This is a genomic window from Streptomyces sp. NPDC088194 (genome assembly GCF_040702025.1).
In the GTDB taxonomy this organism is placed as follows: Bacteria; Actinomycetota; Actinomycetes; order Streptomycetales; family Streptomycetaceae; genus Actinacidiphila.
The window spans coordinates 17,257-33,224 of the sequence record NZ_JBFBIV010000014.1; the positions used below are offsets into that span (position 1 = coordinate 17,257).

12 protein-coding genes are annotated in these 15,968 nt (G+C 74.9%); 6 read left to right on the forward strand and 6 right to left on the reverse strand.

The window, feature by feature from the left end:
* Positions 1–224 precede the first annotated feature (224 nt).
* The 6 genes from AB0399_RS10135 (at position 225) to nudC (ending at position 11,411) form a co-directional block, all read left to right on the forward strand.
* Positions 225–671 carry an MGMT family protein gene (locus tag AB0399_RS10135; RefSeq protein ID WP_329365052.1) on the forward strand — a complete coding sequence of 149 codons (447 nt, stop codon included), beginning with the start codon at positions 225–227 and terminating at the stop codon, positions 669–671.
* Positions 672–897: 226 nt separating this feature from the next.
* Positions 898–4,302 (forward strand): ATP-dependent DNA helicase, encoded by a 3,405-nt coding sequence (locus tag AB0399_RS10140; RefSeq protein WP_366410955.1) that lies wholly within the window; start codon positions 898–900, stop codon positions 4,300–4,302.
* A 143-nt stretch (positions 4,303–4,445) separates the two neighbouring features.
* Positions 4,446–5,231, forward strand: a complete 786-nt coding sequence (locus AB0399_RS10145; protein ID WP_366410956.1) for a hypothetical protein — start codon at positions 4,446–4,448, stop codon at positions 5,229–5,231.
* A gap of 73 nt (positions 5,232–5,304) precedes the next feature.
* A complete protein-coding gene (locus AB0399_RS10150; RefSeq protein WP_366410957.1) occupies positions 5,305–8,754 on the forward strand; it encodes an ATP-dependent DNA helicase in 3,450 nt (1,149 codons plus the stop codon).
* Positions 8,755–8,872: 118 nt separating this feature from the next.
* The gene (locus AB0399_RS10155; RefSeq protein WP_329365044.1) at positions 8,873–10,318 is read left to right on the forward strand and encodes a M20/M25/M40 family metallo-hydrolase; all 1,446 of its coding nucleotides are present in this window, start codon (positions 8,873–8,875) and stop codon (positions 10,316–10,318) included.
* Positions 10,319–10,463: 145 nt separating this feature from the next.
* Complete coding sequence (gene nudC, locus AB0399_RS10160) at positions 10,464–11,411, forward strand: NAD(+) diphosphatase (RefSeq protein ID WP_329365042.1); 948 nt, start codon at positions 10,464–10,466, stop codon at positions 11,409–11,411.
* A 43-nt stretch (positions 11,412–11,454) separates the two neighbouring features.
* Here the strand turns inward: nudC and AB0399_RS10165 are convergent, their stop codons facing one another.
* The 6 genes from AB0399_RS10165 to AB0399_RS10190 all read right to left on the reverse strand — a co-directional run bounded on the left by AB0399_RS10165 (position 11,455) and on the right by AB0399_RS10190 (position 15,816).
* On the reverse strand, positions 11,455–12,327 hold the full coding sequence (locus AB0399_RS10165; RefSeq protein ID WP_366410958.1) for an SAVMC3_10250 family protein: 873 nt from the start codon (positions 12,325–12,327) through the stop codon (positions 11,455–11,457).
* 135 nt (positions 12,328–12,462) lie between these two features.
* Positions 12,463–13,020 (reverse strand): isochorismatase family cysteine hydrolase, encoded by a 558-nt coding sequence (locus tag AB0399_RS10170; RefSeq protein ID WP_366410959.1) that lies wholly within the window; start codon positions 13,018–13,020, stop codon positions 12,463–12,465.
* 170 nt (positions 13,021–13,190) lie between these two features.
* Positions 13,191–13,676, reverse strand: a complete 486-nt coding sequence (locus tag AB0399_RS10175; RefSeq protein ID WP_329365036.1) for a MarR family transcriptional regulator — start codon at positions 13,674–13,676, stop codon at positions 13,191–13,193.
* A gap of 124 nt (positions 13,677–13,800) precedes the next feature.
* Positions 13,801–14,703: a GrpB family protein gene (locus tag AB0399_RS10180; protein WP_366410960.1), complete on the reverse strand. Its 903-nt coding sequence runs from the start codon at positions 14,701–14,703 to the stop codon at positions 13,801–13,803.
* A 106-nt stretch (positions 14,704–14,809) separates the two neighbouring features.
* On the reverse strand, positions 14,810–15,433 hold the full coding sequence (locus AB0399_RS10185; protein WP_329365032.1) for an RraA family protein: 624 nt from the start codon (positions 15,431–15,433) through the stop codon (positions 14,810–14,812).
* 128 nt (positions 15,434–15,561) lie between these two features.
* Positions 15,562–15,816: a mycoredoxin gene (locus tag AB0399_RS10190; protein WP_329365030.1), complete on the reverse strand. Its 255-nt coding sequence runs from the start codon at positions 15,814–15,816 to the stop codon at positions 15,562–15,564.
* Positions 15,817–15,968: the final 152 nt, after the last annotated feature.

Sequence of the window (15,968 nt, forward strand, 5' to 3'; positions counted from 1 at the left end):
CTGGTCGCTGTCCTCGCTCACCGCGACCCGCGGCTCAGGGGCGGACGGGGACAGCGCTCCAGGAGCGCCGGCGGCCTCCACGGCCTCGCCGGCGCCCTGCTTGTCCCCTGTTGTCTCTTCTTGGTCTCGTATCACCAGTCACCGCCCGGACGATGGTGGCATGCGCTGTGCACGTACGGAGCCGTAGCCCCCCGGTGTCGGCGGTGTGCGGCAGGATTGGCCGGGTGAGCGAGGAGAGCGGTGCGACCGGGGCGGGCGAGCTGGGCCCGTACGCGGAGAAGGTGCTGGACGCGGTGGACCTGATTCCGCCGGGCCGGGTCATGACGTACGGCGACGTGGCGGAGTGGCTGGGGGAGGGCGGGCCGCGTCAGGTCGGCCGGGTGATGGCGGAGTACGGGGCGGTGGTGCCGTGGTGGCGGGTGGTGCGCTCCGACGGGGTGCTGCTCGCCGGGCACGAGCAGCGCGCCCTGGCCGCGTACCGCGCGGAGGGCACCCCGCTGCGGACGGTCGGCCCCGCCGCCCAGGGCCACATACCGCGCCTGGACATGCGCGCGGCCCGCTGGGACGGGCTCTCGCCGGACGGCACGCGCACGCCGGACGGCCCCGGGCGGGCGCCCGGCGCCGGCCCCGAGGGCGCGCCCGGGTCTGCGGGTGGCGCGAGCGGCGGATGACGGCCGGAGGGTCATGTCATCCAGCTTCCGCCATGCGGAGGCAACACATGCCGCGACCAGCCCGTACGGAGTACATTGCCTGACCACCACGAAACCGGCGAACCACGTGAACCCCTCTTCCCCACTTCCTCGCGTTTCCCCTGACGGCGCCCCCGCGGCGCCCGGCTGGGAGGACCGGACCGCCGACGCCCGTGCGACCCGCCCGGGCGTCGGAGGCTACCGGCTGGTGCGCGCGCCGGCGGTGTCCGCCGCGCCTCCAGTGCTGGACGCATCCCAGCGCGCTGTGGTTGAGCACGGGCAGGGACCTCTCCTGGTGCTCGCCGGCCCCGGCACGGGGAAGACCACCACGCTGGTGGAGGCCGTGCTGGCCCGGGTGCGGGCCGGCACCCCCGCCGACCGGGTGCTCGTCCTGACCTACGGCCGCGCCGCCGCCGTCGAGTTGCGCGACCGGATGGCCGCCCGCGCGCAGGCCGTGACCGGCAGCGCCACCGCCGCGCCGCAGGCCACCACCTTCCACTCGTTCTGCTACGGGCTGCTGCGCGCCCACCAGGACCCGGACCTGTTCGCCGAGCCGGTGCGGCTGATGTCCGGGCCCGAGCAGGACCTGATGGTCCGCGAACTGCTCGCCGGACAGGCCCGGCTCGCCCGCGAGGGCCGCGCCAAGGTGAGCTGGCCCGACGACCTGCGGGCCGCGCTCACCACCCGCGGCTTCGCCGACGAGGTGCGCGCGGTGCTCGCCCGTACCCGCGAACTCGGCCTCGCCCCCCGCGCGCTCGCCGACTTCGCCCGCCGGATCGGCCGGCCCGACTGGCTCGCCGCGGCCGCCTTCCTCCAGGAGTACCTGGACGTCGCCGACCTCCAGGGCGTCATCGACTACACCGAACTCGTGCACCGCGCGGTCCGGCTGGTCCGGCGGCCCGAGGTGCACACCGAGCTCGCCGGGCGCTACGACGCGGTCTTCGTCGACGAGTACCAGGACACCGACGCCGCGCAGGTCCGGCTGCTGCACGCGATCGCCGGGCAGGGCCGTACCCTCGTCGCCTTCGGCGACCCCGACCAGTCGATCTACGCGTTCCGGGGTGCCGACGTGAACGGCATCCTCGACTTCCCCGCCGCCTTCCCCGACCGGGCCGGCCGCCCCGCCCCGGTGCGCGTGCTCACCGGCAACCGCCGGGCCGGCGCCGCGCTGCTCGCCGCCACCGGGCGGCTGGCCGGCCGGATGGCGCTGCCCCGCCTGCCCGCCGCGGCGGCCCGCGCCCATCGCGCGCCCACCGCCCACCGCCCCGGCGGCGCCCTCGCGGTGCGCACCCACCCGACGCCCGGGGCCGAACTCGACGCCATCGCCGACGCCCTGCGCCGCGCCCATCTCGAAGACGGCATCCCGTGGTCGGACATGGCGGTCCTCACCCGCACCACCTCCGCGCTGCCCACGCTGCGCCGCGCGCTCGCCTCGGCCGGTGTCCCGATCGACCTCGCCCCGTCCGCGACCCCGCTGCACGCCGACCCGGCCGTCGCACCGCTGCTGCTGGCGCTGCGGGTGGCGGCGGAAGCGGCGGCGCCCGCGGCGGCGCGCGGGGGCATGGCCGGGACGGAGGCCGTGGGGGAGGCCGGGACGGAGGCCGTGGAGGAGGCCGTGGAGGAAGGCGATGCCGCGGAGGAGGCCGGGACCGGGGACGCGGACGGGCCCGAGCCCGTAGCCGTATCCGTTTCGGCGGACGGGAGCGAGGACGGGAGCGGGGACGACGGCTCGGAAGGGGACGCTCTCGGGCTCTCCGTCGAGGACGCCCTGACGCTGCTCACGTCGCCGCTGGGCGGCATGGACTCGGCGGACCTGCGGAAGCTGGGGCGCGCGCTGCGCGAGGAGGAGCGGGCGGCGGGTGTGGCGGTGCCGCGTCCCTCGGACCTGCTCATCGCGGAGGCGGTCGCGCGGCCGGAGCGGCTGGCGACGCACGACGCCTCGTACGCGCGCGGCGCGCGGCGGATCGGGGCGCAACTGGCCGCGGCACGCGCGGGGCTCGCGGCGGGCGGCACCGTGGAGGACGCGCTGTGGGCGCTGTGGAACGGTTCGGCGTGGCCGGGCCGGCTGGAGCGGGCGGCGCTGCGCGGCGGTCCGGCCGGACGGAACGCCGACCGCGACCTGGACGCGGTGTGCGCGCTGTTCGAGACGGTGGCCCGGGCGGAGGAGCGCACCGGGGGCCGCGGCGCGCTGAACCTGATCGACGAGCTGTCGTCGTTCGACATCGTGGCCGACACGCTCGGCGGTCGCGCGGTCCGGCCCGAGGCCGTACGCCTGATGACCGCGCACCGCGCGAAGGGCCTGGAGTGGCCGCTCGTGGTGGTGGCGGGCGTGCAGGAGGGCGTGTGGCCGGACCTGCGCCGCCGCGGCTCCCTGCTGGAGGCGGACCGGATCGGTGGTGACGGCCTCGCGCCGCCGCTCACCCCGGGCGCGCTGCTGGCCGAGGAGCGTCGGCTGTTCTACGTCGCGGTGACCCGCGCGCGGGACCGGCTGCTGGTGACGGCGGTGAAGTCCGCGGCGGACGACGGCGACCAGCCTTCCCGGTTCCTCGCCGAACTCGGCGTGGAACCGGTGCACGTGGGCCACCGGCCGCGCCGCCCGCTCGCGGTGGCCGCGCTCGTCGCGGAGTTGCGCGCGACCACCGTGGACCCGGCCGTGTCACCCGAACTGCGTGACGCCGCCGCCCGACGGCTGGCCCGGATGGCCTCGCTCACCGACGACGGCCACGCGCTGGTGCCCGCCGCGGACCCCGAGCGCTGGTGGGGCGTGTACGAGCCGACCCGGTCGGCCGTGCCGGTCCGCGACCGGGACCAGCCGGTCGTGCTGTCCGGCAGCGCGCTCGACCAGCTCGCCAACACGTGCGCGCTGCAGTGGTTCCTGGGGCGCGAGGTCAAGGCCGAGCCGCCGTCGACGGCCGCGCAGGGCTTCGGGAACGTGGTGCACGTCCTGGCCGACGAGGTCGCCTCCGGCCGGGCCCCCGCCGACCTCGACGTGCTGATGGCGCGGCTGGACTCCGTATGGGACGCGCTCGCGTTCGACGCGCCCTGGAAGTCCCGGCAGGAGCGGGAGAACGCCCGCGCCGCGCTGGAGCGCTTCCTGCGCTGGCACGTCATGGAGCGGGGCCGCGAGGCGGTCGCCGGGGAGCACGCGTTCGACGTGACGCTGGAGGCGGGCGACGCGCAGGTGCGCATCCGCGGCAGCATGGACCGGGTGGAGACGGACGCCGAAGGGCAGGCGTACGTCGTGGACTTCAAGACCGGGCGGGCCAAGCCCACCGCGAAGGAGGTCGCCCGGCACCCCCAACTCGCGGTCTACCAGCTCGCCGTCCGCGAGGGGGCAGTCGACCCGCTCTTCGGCGGGGCCCGTCCGCACCCCGGCGGCGCCGAACTCGTGCAGCTCCGGCTCGGCGCCACCCGCAAGGAGGGCGGCGACGCGCTCCCGGCGGTGCAGCGGCAGGAGCCCATCGAGGGGGAGTGGGCCCAGGACCTCCTCGCCGAGGCGGCCGGGCGGGTGCTGGACGAGCGCTTCACACCCGCGGCCGGCCAGCACTGCGCGCACTGCGCCTTCCGCTCGGCCTGCACCGCCCGGCCGGAGGGCCGGCACGTCGTGGAGTGAACGCCAGGGGTGGGTGTGACGGCCTGTGGATAACCCACAGCACGCTGTCGCAGCCGGACGCTATGGTCTGTGTACGGAGCAAGGGGATTCCGGGTGCCCGCCGCCACCAGCGCGGGCCCCTGGGGGGATGCAAGGGGGCGGCCGTGGCGGCCACACGTAACTTCTGCGCGGCGGTGCTCGGCACCGCGGTGGCCGTGGCGGTGCTGACCGGCTGCGGCGGGGACACGGACGCGGGCGGCGCGCCGATCGTCGTACCGGCGGCCACCACCGCCGAGACCGGGGCGTTCGCGGGGGAGAGCGCCGACCGGATCTTCTCGAAGGCCGAGGAGGCGATGGACTCCGTGACGGCCGTGACCGTCGACGTCGTCCTCTCCGACGACGAGGGTGACGCGCACATCACCGCCGCGCTCACCGCCTCCGGAAAGTGCGCGGCCTCCCTCGAGAACGACGGGGAGGACCCGGTCCAGGTCATCGGCATCCACGACGCGTACTACCTGAAGGCCGACGCCTCCTACTGGGAGGACCAGGACGACAGCCACGGCGACGTACTGGCCCGGGCCTTCGCCGGGAAGTGGGTCAGGCTGCCCGCGCAGGAGCAGGAGGCGGACGACCTCGACCAGTTCTGCAAGCTGGACTCCCTGCTCGCCTCGGTCGAGGAGGGCGACGAGGTGACCGGCAAGGACGCCCCGGCCAGCCGCTACGGCCGGGCCGTGGTCCCGCTCCACGAGCGCGACGACGACGGCACCACCAACACGGTGTACGTCGCCGCCGACGGCACGCCGTACATCCTCGGCCTGGTCAGCACCGACGGCGGGGGGAGCCTCCGCTTCAGCGACTTCGGCAAGGCGCCGCGGATATCCGCGCCGCCGGCCAAGGACACCGTCGACCTCTCCTCGGTGGGCAGCGACGCTCCGCACCTGTCGGTCTGACTCGGTCTGACCTGCCCCCGAACGGACGGGCCGGCCGGTGAAGCGTGTCGGCCCGGCCGGATAGCCTCGCTGGGTGGCAAACCCTCTCCACCACCCTGATCAGCTCAAGGAGCTGCTGGGTATCCCGTTCACCCCCGAGCAGATGGCGTGCATCACCGCGCCGCCCGCTCCCGGGGTGATCGTGGCCGGGGCGGGCTCGGGGAAGACCACGGTGATGGCCGCGCGGGTGGTGTGGCTGGTCGGCACCGGACAGGTCGCGCCGGACCAGGTGCTGGGGCTGACCTTCACCAACAAGGCGGCCGCGGAGCTCTCCGAGCGGGTGCGGCGGGCGCTGGTGCGGGCGGGCATCACCCCGGGCGAGGCGGACGGCCCGCCCGACCCGGCCCTGGACCCGGACCAGGTGCCGGGGGACCCGCAGATCTCGACGTACCACGCGTTCGCCGGGCAGTTGCTGAAGGACCACGGCATGCGGATCGGGTTGGAGCCGACCGCGCGCCTGCTCGCCGACGCCACCCGCTTCCAGCTGGCGGCGAAGGTGCTGCGGGCCGCGCCCGGCCCGTACCCGGCGCTGACCAAGGGGCTGCCCACGCTCATCGGCGACCTGCTCGCACTGTCCGGCGAGCTGTCGGAGCACCTGGTGCCCGCCGAGCGGCTGCGCGCCCACGACACGCGGCTCGCCGCGCGGCTCGGCGAGCTGGACCCGGGCACGCGCGGCTACGCCTGGGTGAAGGAGGTGGCGCACGCCACCGCCGCCCGCCGCGACCTGGCCGAACTGGCCGCCGCCTACCGACAGGAGAAGAAGGGCCGCGACCTGCTGGACTTCGGCGACCAGATCGCGCTGTCCGCCGAGCTGGCGCAGGGCCGCCCGGAGGTCGGCGCGCTGCTGCGGGACCAGTACCGGGTGGTGCTGCTGGACGAGTACCAGGACACCTCGGTGGCGCAGCGGCTGCTGCTCGCCGGGCTGTTCGGGGGCGGCACCGGTCATCCGGTGACCGCGGTCGGCGACCCCTGCCAGGCGATCTACGGCTGGCGCGGCGCGTCCGTGGCGAACCTCGACGACTTCCCCCGGCACTTCCCGTACGCCGACGGGCGGCCCGCCGACCGCTACTCGCTCAGCGAGAACCGCCGCTCCGGCGGCCGGCTGCTGGACCTCGCCAACACCCTCGCCGTCGAACTGCGGGCCCGGCACGAAGGCGTGGAGGCGCTGCGCCCGGCCCCCGGCGCCGAGCGCGACGGCGTCGTACGCTGCGCGCTGCTGCCCACGCAGGCCGAGGAGACGACGTGGCTCGCCGACTCCGTCGCCCACCTGGTGCGCACCGGCACCCCGCCCGGCGAGATCGCGGTGCTGTGCCGTACGGCCGCGCACTTCGCCGACATCCACGCGGCGCTGGTGGCCAGGGACGTGCCGGTCGAGGTGGTCGGGCTGTCGGGGCTGCTGCACCTGCCCGAGGTGGCCGATCTCGTCGCCACCTGCGAGGTGCTGCACGACCCGACCGCCAACGCGGCCCTGGTACGGCTGCTGACCGGACCGCGCTGGCGGATCGGCCCGCGCGACCTGGCGCTCCTCGGCCGCCGGGCCCGGCTGCTGGTGCGGTACGGTCCCGGGCCCGGCGCCGGTGCGGACGGCGAGGGGCCGGACCGGCTCGCGGCGGCCGTGGAAGGGGTCGATCCGGCCGAGGTGGTGTCGCTGACCGACGCGCTGGAGACGTTCCTCGACGCCGAACCCGGCGACGAGCTGCCGTTCTCCGCCGAGGCGCGGGTGCGGTTCGCGCGGCTGGCCGCCGAGATAAGGGAGTTGCGCCGGGCGCTCGCCGACCCGCTGATGGACGTGCTGCACCGGGTGCTGGCCGTCACCGGGCTCGAAGTGGAGCTGGCCGCGTCCCCGCACGCGCTGGCCGCCCGCCGCCAGGAGACCCTCAACGCGTTCCTCGACGTGGCCGCGTCCTTCGCCGGGCTGGACGGGGAGGCGACGCTGCTGGCCTTCCTCGGGTTCCTGCACACCGCGGCGCAGTACGAGAAGGGCCTCGACAGTTCGCTGCCCGGCGGCGACGACACGGTGAAGGTGCTCACCGCCCACAAGGCCAAGGGGCTGGAGTGGGACGTGGTCGTGGTGCCCGGGCTGGTCGCCAAGGGCTTTCCCAGCGAACGCGGACGGGAGCTGTGGCCGCTGAACGCGAAGGTGCTGCCGCACGGTCTGCGCGGCGACGCCGCCACCCTCCCCGACGTGGAGGCGTGGACCCGGGCCGGGCTCGACGGTTTCCGCGCCGCGATGAAGGAGCACCAGCGCGTCGAGGAACTGCGGCTCGGGTACGTCACCTTCACCCGGCCGCGCTCCCTCCTGCTCGGCTCCGGGCACTGGTGGGGGCCGACCCAGTCCAAGCCGTTCGGTCCGTCCGCGTTCCTCGACGCCCTGCGCGCGCACTGCGAGGCCGGGCACGGCGAGATCGAGGTGTGGGCCGAGCCCCCGGCCGAGGACGCCGACAACCCGGCCCTCGCCTCCGCCACCGAACCCCCCTGGCCGCTGCCCCTCGACCCGGCCGCCTTCGAACGGCGCCGCCATGCCGCGAAGACCGTCCGCGCCCAGATCGACGCCACCCGCCCGGACGCCTCCGACACCCCCCTCCTCCCGCAACCCACCCGCGCCACATCCCCCCGCCCCTCCCTCCCCCCGCAACCCACCCGGGGGAAAGGCCACCCGACCCCCGACCCCACCGGCGCCCCCCACCCCGCCGATCCCCCGCTCCCTCCCGACGACTCCCGCCTCGTCTCCGCCTGGGACCGCGACCTCACCGCCCTCACCGGCGAACTCCGCCGCGCCCGCGCCACCGTCCACGACGTCCCCCTCCCGCGCACCCTCACCGCCACCCAGCTCATGCGGCTGGCCGCCGACCCGGACGGCCTCGCCCGCGACCTGGCCCGCCCCCTGCCGCGCCCACCGGCCCCCGCAGCCCGCCGCGGCACCCGCTTCCACGCCTGGGTCGAGTCCCGCTTCGAGGCCCGCCCGCTCTTCGCCCCGGAGGACCTGCCCGGCATCGAACCCGGCGACGACATCGCCGACGAGCAGGACCTCGCCGCCCTCAAGGACGCCTTCCTGCGCACCCCGTACGCCGAGCGCACCCCCTACCGCGTCGAGGCCGCCTTCACCCTCACCCTCGCCGGCCGCCTCGTCCGCGGCCGCATCGACGCGGTGTACCGGGAACGTACGGACGCCGTGCGCGCGGATGCCGTGGCCGCCGACACCGGTTCCGCCGAGCCGTCCGGCCACGACGCGGACCCGTACACGTACGAGATCGTCGACTGGAAGACCGGGCACCGGCCCGACGCCGCGGACCCGCTGCAGCTCGCGATCTACCGGCTGGCCTGGGCCGAGCAGCAGGGCGTGCCGCTGGAGCGGGTGCGGGCGGCGTTCCTGCACATCCGCACCGGCACGCTCCTGCGCCCCCCGGACCTGCCCGACCGGGCCGCGCTGGAGCGGCTGCTCAGCCCCGATCCGCCGGACCGGGCCGAGGAACCGCCGCACTGACAGCGGGCGGGCGCGGGGCGCGGGGGTGCGTCGGCGGAGTGCGTCGGCGGGGTGCGTCGGCGGGGTCGGCGGCAGGCGGCGGAGCAGGGCCGACGACGCGGCCGGTACGCTGAAAGCCATGCGTACGACCCCGGACAACGCCGTCCACCCGCACCCCGCCGACCCGGCCCCGTACATCGCCGAACACAGCGCCGCGTTCCTCGCCGCGCTGGGGGACTGGCTCCGTATCCCGTCCGTCTCCGCGAACCCGGACCACGCCCCCGACGTACGCCGCAGCGCCGAGTGGCTCGCGGCGGCGCTGACCGACACCGGCTTCCCGGTGGCGGAGGTGTGGGAGACCGAGGGCGGTGGCCCGGCGGTCTTCGCCGAGTGGCCGAGCGGCGAGGCCGACGCGCCCACCGTGCTCGTCTACGGGCACCACGACGTGCAACCCGCCGCGCGCGAGGACGGCTGGGCGACCGACCCGTTCGAGCCGGTCGAGCAGGACGGGCGGCTGCGGGCACGCGGCGCCGCGGACGACAAGGGCCAGGTCTTCCTGCACACCCTGGGCCTGCGCGCGCACCTGGCGGCGACCGGCCGCACCGCTCCGGCGGTGAACCTGAAACTGCTGGTCGAGGGCGAGGAGGAGTCCGGGTCGCCGCACTTCGGGCCGTTGATCAGGAAGCACGCCGACCGGCTCGCCTGCGACACCGTGATCGTCTCGGACACCGGCATGTGGGCCGAGGACACCCCGACGGTGTGCACCGGCATGCGCGGCCTGGTGGACGGCCAGATCGACCTGTACGGGCCGGACCAGGACATCCACTCGGGCTCGTTCGGCGGCGCGGTGCCCAACCCCGCCACGGAGGCGGCCCGGCTGGTCGCCGCGCTGCACGACGAGGACCGGCGGGTGTCGATCCCCGGTTTCTACGACGGTGTGGTGGAACTCACCGACCGGGAGCGGGCGCTGCTGGCGGAGCTGCCGTTCGACGAGGCGGGCTGGCTGCGTACGGCCAAGTCGCACGCGGCGCTCGGCGAGCACGGCCACACCACCCTGGAGCGGATCTGGGCTCGGCCGACCGCCGAGGTCAACGGCATCCACGCCGGTTACGGCGGCCCCGGCGGCAAGACCATCGTGCCGTCCACCGCGGAGATCAAGTTCTCCTTCCGGCTGGTCGCGGGGCAGGACACCGCCCGGGTGCGGCAACTGGTCACGGACTGGGTGGCGGCCCGGCTGCCCGACGGCATCAGGCACGAGATCCGCTTCTGGGGCGACGGCACCCGCCCGTGCCTGACCCCGCTGGACCACCCCGCGCTGCGCTCGCTGGTCCGCGCGATGGGCCGCGCCTTCGGCCAGGAGATCAGGTACACCCGCGAGGGCGGGTCCGGGCCGGCCGCCGACCTCCAGGACGTACTGGGTGTTCCCGTACTGTTCCTGGGAATTTCCGTGCCGTCCGACGGTTGGCACTCCGTGGACGAGAAAGTGGATCTCGACCTGCTGTTCAAGGGCGTCGAGACCGCGGCGCACCTGTGGACGGAGCTCGCCGCGGACTGGGCGGCCGAACCGTGGCCGAGCAGCCGGTGAGCGGCGCGGGCCGACGGCGCAACGGGCACCTCGCGCCCGCTCGCGTGGAACCCGTACCGCCCGTACGGCCGGCACCGCTCGTACGGCTCGTACCGCAGGCATCGCAGGCACCGCAGGCACCGCAAAGGGGAGTTGGGAAGACGCCTTGACCGAACTCGACGCGACATCGAAGCCGCTGAGCCTCACCTACACCGGGGTGGACCGCGCGGCCCACCATCGGCTCGACGAGGCATGGCTCGCGGCTGCCTGGAGCCACCCCACCACCCGCGTCTTCGTCGTCTCCGGCGGCCAGGTGCTGGTCGAGGACACCCCCGACGGCGGCGCCGAACTCGTCATGACCCCGGCGTTCGACGCCCCCGAGACCGAGCAGCACCGCTACTTCCTCGGCATCGACGAGGAGGGCGTGCGCTACTTCGCCCTGCAGAAGGACACCCTGCCCGGGCGGATGGACGAGGCGGCCCGCCCGGCCGGACTGCGCGAGGTGGGCGGGCTGCTCGCCCCGATCGAGGCCGGGCTGATGGTGCACGCCGTCGCGCTGGAGAACTGGCAGCGCATGCACCGCTTCTGCTCCCGGTGCGGCGAGCGCACCGTCATCGCCGCCGCCGGCCACATCCGCCGCTGCCCCGCCTGCGGCGCCGAGCACTACCCGCGCACCGACCCCGCCGTGATCATGCTCGTCACCGACGACGAGGACCGCGCCCTGCTCGGCCGCCAGGTGCACTGGCCCGAGGGCCGCTTCTCCACCCTCGCGGGCTTCGTGGAACCCGGCGAGTCCATCGAGCAGTCGGTGCGCCGCGAGGTCTTCGAGGAGGCCGGCGTCACCGTCGGCGACGTCTCCTACGTCGCCAGCCAGCCCTGGCCGTTCCCGTCCAGCCTCATGCTCGGGTTCATGGCGCAGGCCACCTCCTCCGAGATCCACGTCGACGGCGAGGAGATCCACGAGGCCCGCTGGTTCTCCCGCGAGGACCTGCGCGCCGCCTTCGAGTCCGGCGAGGTGCTGCCCCCGTTCGGCATCTCGATCGCGGCCCGGCTGATCGAGCTGTGGTACGGCAAGCCGCTGCCGAAGCAGGGGGGAGCCGCGGCGGTGCGGTAGCCGCGGGTGTGCGTCCTGCGAGCCTGGCGGGTCGGCGGGTGTGTCACTGGCCGGCGCGCTCCGGCAGGTCGTGCGCGTACTCCACGTACAGCGGGCTGGCGATCACCACTCTGCTGAAGGCGGCGGCGGTGTCGCCGTCGCCGGGCGGGTAGGCGAGGTCGGCGGTGACGCGCGCGTATCCCCGCGTCCAGGCGGCGGTGGGTGCGGAGGCGCGGCGGTCGAGCCAGTCGACGAGTTCGGCGGTGCCCTGGTGGAGGTGGCCCAGCCTGGACAGCTGTGTGGGTGGGGAGTCCGCCTGGAGGACCGGCAGGTCCTGGTGGCCGAGGGTGTCGAGCGTGTCGTGGGCCTGGCCGCCTTCGCGCCTGAACCACGCCCGGCTCCTGGTGACCTCGCTGTAGGCAGGGGGGCGGGAGGCGGCGCCGGACGTCCATGCCGTGCCGCCGGTGGCGTACTCCGTGACGATCCTCGCGGCGGGCGGCGGCTCCTGCCGTGGCGGCGGGGCCGGCAGCAGCAGGTGCTCGGCGGAACCGTGCATCAGCAGGCGGACCTTGCGGCCGGAGGCGTCCAGCGGGTCGTAGCCCTCGACCGGGTCGGCGGGGTCGAGGAAGACCACCATGTGGCTGAACGGGTCGTCCAGCAGCATGTCGTTGAGCGGGGCCTCGAACCAGATCCACTGACCCGGGCGGTGCTCGGCATCGGTGAACCAGCGCGCGTGGCTCTCGATCTGCTCGGTCACCCGCCGCAGATGGTCGAGGCGCTCCCGCTCGTCGCTCGTGGCGGCGGGGGACACGTCCACGCCGACCAGGGGCGTGGAGACCTTCAGCGCCATCTTGAGCCGGCCACTGAAGCGGCGCCGGGCCAACGGGACGAACTGCCGTAACTTCGCGTCGGACAGGTAGACCAGTTCGCTCAGCATGGATTCAGGCTAGGGGAAGGTTTGACCTGCCGTCAGGCACTAAAGCGACGAGGGCCGCGCCCCGGGGGGGGCGCCGGGGGAACGCGCCCCGGTCGCCGCCATGGGCGCGGCCCTCGGTCCGAGGTCCGGACACCGTCACTTGGCGAGGACGTCCAGGACATCCTGGGTGCTGCCGACCTCGGCGATGCGCGGGAAGACGTTCGCCACGCTGTGCTCGTGCGTGGACAGGTCCCGGTCGGTCATGGCGTCGACGGGCAGCGTCACATGGAAGCCCTGCTCGTGCGCGTCCCGGGCGGTGGACTCCACGCCGCTGCCGGTGGCGATGCCCGTGACGACCACCTGAGTGACGTCGAGTGCCCGCAGCCGGTCGGCCAGGCCGGTACCGGTGAAGGCGCTGCGCGCGTGCTTGGTCACGAGGATGTCCTCGGGCTGCCGGTCCAGTTCCGGGATGAGGTCGGTCCAGCCCTCGGGGAACGAACGGGTGCCGGGGCGGCCCTGGTCGGTCCGGCCCGACGGTGCCCCCGCCACGTTGACGAGGACGACGGGGAGGCCGCGGTCGCGGAACACCCGCAGCAGGTCCGCCGAGCGGTCGACGATCCCGGTGACGGGGTGCGCGAGCGGCAGGGTGACGATGCCGGCCTGGAGGTCCACGACGATGAGCGCGGTCTTCGGGTCGAGGGTGGTGATGGGCATGCGAAGTCCTTCGGAGTGGCGGGGTGGTGAGGTGCCGACAAGCCGGGTGAGGGCACGCCGGAGCGGCGGTGGGGCCGGGACGGCAGAGGTGGAGCGGCGGAGCGGTGCCGGGGAGGCGGGAGCGGGACGGCGGAGGTGGAGCGCTGCCGGGGAGGCGGGAGTTGGACGGGTCAGGGCGACTGGGCGAGCCGTCGGAGCAGGTCGGTACAGGAGGCGAGCCGCGCGACCTCCTCGGCGGAGAACCCGGCCCCGATCGCCTGCGTCAGCCAGTCCTCCTTCGCCAGCCGCCCGGTACGGAACTTCTCGCGCGCGGTCTCGGTGAGGCTCAGTACGGTCTTCCGGCCGTCCCTCGGGTCCGGCGAACCGCTGATCAGCCCGGCGTCCTCCAGGACGCCGACGATCTTCGCCATCGACTGCGGGCGGATGCCCTCGGCGCGCGCCAGTACGGTCGCCGTCGCCGCTCCGTCGCGCTCGATCCTGAGCAGGACCGACGACTGGGACCGGGTGAGGTCGCTGCCGTGTCCCTGCTCGCGGAGCCTGCGGGTGAGCTGCCCGAGAACGACGCGCAGCTCACCGGCGAGGGCCGCCGGGTCAGACGCCGACGACGGCTCCCGCTCCGGTTCCGGTGCACGCTCCGGCGCACGCTGATCGTCCATGTTCTGCAGGCTAGCATTCTCTTCAGCCAACTGCACAGTTGGCTGTCGAAATTGCCGAGAGTGCCGATGACGCGTGCCTGCGGGTGGCGCCGCCGCCGTACCGGAGAGCGACGGAGGTCCGAGGCTAGCGGGGGCTCCACGCGTGACCTGTTCGCCGCCACTCCCGCGCACCGGCCATCAACACGGTGACCAGGCGCTCCTTCTCCTCGACGTATCCCTGCCACTCGTACGCGAACTGGGCGGCGAGGGTCCGCTTGATCACCCCGTACCGGCGCGCGGCCTCCGGGTTCGCGATCAGGAAGTCCCGGAAGAGGCGGTACCCGTCGGCGAGCGGGGAGCCGGCGGTCACGGCGTGCAGGTGGTGCGTCCGCTTTCCGTCCGCCATCTTGCGGAGGAACATGTGCCCCTCGTCGGCCGCGAACGACCCGGGGCGGTACTCGTACCCGATCCGTGCCAGCGGCTCCACCCGAGCGGCCACTGCTGCCAGATCGTCGAGAACCGCCATCACGTCGATGGTCGGCTTCGCGCACAGCCCGGGCACGCTGGTCGACCCCACGTGCTCGATCGCCCGTGCGCCGGGCAGGGCGTCCGCGAGCAGGTCGCGCTCGGCGGCGAACCGGCGCGGCCACCGCGGGTCGTACTCCACCACCTCGACCGCGGGGGTCCGCTGCCGCGCCGACAGCGCCCCGCCTTCGTACTCCCTCAGCAGGGCCAGGTGCGCGAGGTCCGTTCCCCCGGGTTCGCCCGAGGCGCCCACCACCTCGACGTACGTGACCTCGCCCGCCACCACGTCGGCTCGCGCGCCGCCCTGTGCCGGCCGCCCGTCGTGGCGGGGCACTCCGGCGCGGATCGTGTACCCGCCCGCGGGCAGCGACAGCGCGAAGAAGCCGGTCGGGCTGGTGAAGGGGGCCGCCAAGCGGAGCATCCTGGGCTCGTCCGGTGTCACGGCGACGAAGAAGGAACCGAGCGGCTCGCCTGTCGCGGTGCGGGCCACGCCGCGCACCACGCCCTCCCGACTTCCCCGCATTCCCCCACCGTCCCACGTCCGCGCCCCGCGGGTGCCGGTGCGGGCCGGGTACGGCGGGAGGCCGGTTGACGGTGGGCGGTGGACGGCCGGGGTGGGTGCGGCCGGGTCAGTCCTGGTAGCCCTGGGCGGCGAGGATCTGGTCGATGCGGGAGCGGTGCGCCGCCTCCCACATGTCGAGGGTCTCGGCGGACTCCTTCGCCAGCTTCGCGCGGGCGTCGGCGAGCAGACGGGCACCCCGGTCCCGGGGCGCGACCACGACGCCCTCCTCGTCGGCCACCACGATGTCGCCGGCGTTCACCTGGACACCGCCGCAGGTGACCTGGGCGTTGAGGGGCTCGACGGCGGCCTTGCCGCCCGGGATGGGGAGCACGCCGCGCGCGAAGACGGGGAAGCGCATGTCGCGGATCTCGCCGAGGTCGCGGATCACGCCGTCGATCACGAAGGCCGCGATCCCGTTCCGCTGGGCGACCGCGCAGACGTTGCCGCCGGCGACCGCGTAGTCCACGTCTCCGGCCTCGACGACGATGACGGAGCCGGCCGGGGCGCGGTGGATGGCGGCGTGCAGCATGAGGTTGTCACCGGCCGGGCACCGCACGGTGAAGGCCGGACCGGCCACCCGCGGCATCGACGGCCACAGCGGCCGGATGCCGATGTCCATGACCTGCTCCCGGCCGAGGAGGTCGGCGAGCGTGGTCGGCGGTATGTCCTGGAACCCGGCGGCGTCGTCCATGATCCCGAAGGTAGCACCGGCGCGGGGCGGCCACGGAGGGTCCCGGCCGGTCTCCTGGGAGCGGGCGGTCAGGCGCCCCCGGGCGCGGCGGGGCGCCTGGGGGCGTGCCGTACGTCAGGCGCTGAACGTCAGGCGCTGAGCGCCTGGGAGACCTGGGCGAGGCTCGGGTTGGTCATCGTGGACTTCTTGCCGCTGGGCGCCACGACCAGAACGGTCGGCACCGTCTGGTTGCCGCCGTTGGCCTCCTCCACGAACTTCGCCGACTCCGGGTCCTGCTCGATGTTGATCTCGGTGTAGGCGATGCCCTCCCGGTCGAGCTGGCTCTTGAGCCGGCGGCAGTAGCCGCACCAGGAAGTGCTGTACATGGTCACGGTGCCGGACATGTGGTGATCCGCTCCTCGTCCAGGGGTCCTCGGGGTCCTCCATCCGGCAACGCCGGACGAGGTGTCATCATTCCTCCGAACGTCCGGGGCGCCGCGTGCATTCCGCCCTCTCCGGTCCCGCTACGGCCCCGCTACGGCCCCTGCTCCGGCGC